General features: G+C 62.0%; 1 protein-coding gene. It reads right to left on the bottom strand.

Translation table 11 applies throughout. The features are described from left to right. The coding region (tuf, locus tag GSQ95_RS25750) for an elongation factor Tu (protein ID WP_158896843.1) at positions 1–1,073 on the bottom strand (1,073 nt) is incomplete at both ends.

Here is a 1,073-nt window from a genome sequence, read left to right as displayed (position 1 = left end):
ACCACGCCGGCGCCGACGGTACGACCGCCTTCACGGATGGCGAAACGCAGACCGTCTTCCATCGCGATCGGAGCGATCAGGGTGACAACCATCTTGATGTTGTCGCCCGGCATCACCATCTCGACGCCTTCCGGCAGCTCGCAGTTACCGGTCACATCGGTGGTGCGGAAGTAGAACTGCGGACGGTAGCCCTTGAAGAACGGGGTGTGACGACCGCCTTCTTCCTTGGACAGCACGTACACTTCGCACTCGAACTTGGTGTGCGGCTTGATGGTGTTCGGCTTGGCCAGAACCTGGCCACGCTCCACGTCTTCACGCTTGGTGCCACGCAGCAGCACGCCGACGTTCTCGCCAGCACGGCCTTCGTCCAGCAGCTTGCGGAACATTTCAACGCCGGTGCAGGTGGTCTTGACGGTGGCCTTGATGCCCACGATCTCGACTTCTTCCTGGATGCGGACGATGCCACGCTCGACACGACCGGTTACCACGGTGCCGCGACCGGAGATCGAGAACACGTCTTCGATCGGCATCAGGAACGGCTTGTCGATGGCACGCTCGGGCTCGGGGATGTACGAGTCCAGGGTCTCGACCAGCTTGCGCACGGCAGAGGTACCCATTTCGTTGTCGTCGTTACCGTTCAGCGCCATCAGCGCGGAGCCGATCACGATCGGGGTGTCGTCGCCCGGGAAGTCGTAGGTGTTCAGCAGATCGCGAACTTCCATCTCGACCAGTTCCAGCAGCTCGGCGTCATCAACCATGTCGGCCTTGTTCAGGAACACGACGATATAGGGAACGCCTACCTGACGGGACAGCAGGATGTGCTCGCGGGTCTGCGGCATGGGGCCGTCAGCAGCCGAGCAAACCAGGATCGCGCCGTCCATCTGGGCAGCACCGGTGATCATGTTCTTCACGTAGTCGGCGTGGCCGGGGCAGTCGACGTGCGCGTAGTGACGGATCGCCGAGTCGTACTCAACGTGGGAGGTGTTGATGGTGATACCGCGAGCCTTTTCTTCCGGCGCGTTGTCGATCTGGTCGAAACCACGAGCGGAACCGCCCCAGGTGTCGGCACAGAC

It is taken from the genome of Pseudomonas sp. BAV 4579, from assembly GCF_009765395.1.
Classification (GTDB): domain Bacteria; phylum Pseudomonadota; class Gammaproteobacteria; order Pseudomonadales; family Pseudomonadaceae; genus Chryseomonas; species Chryseomonas aestiva.
This window is presented reverse-complemented; position numbering and strand designations above follow the sequence as displayed.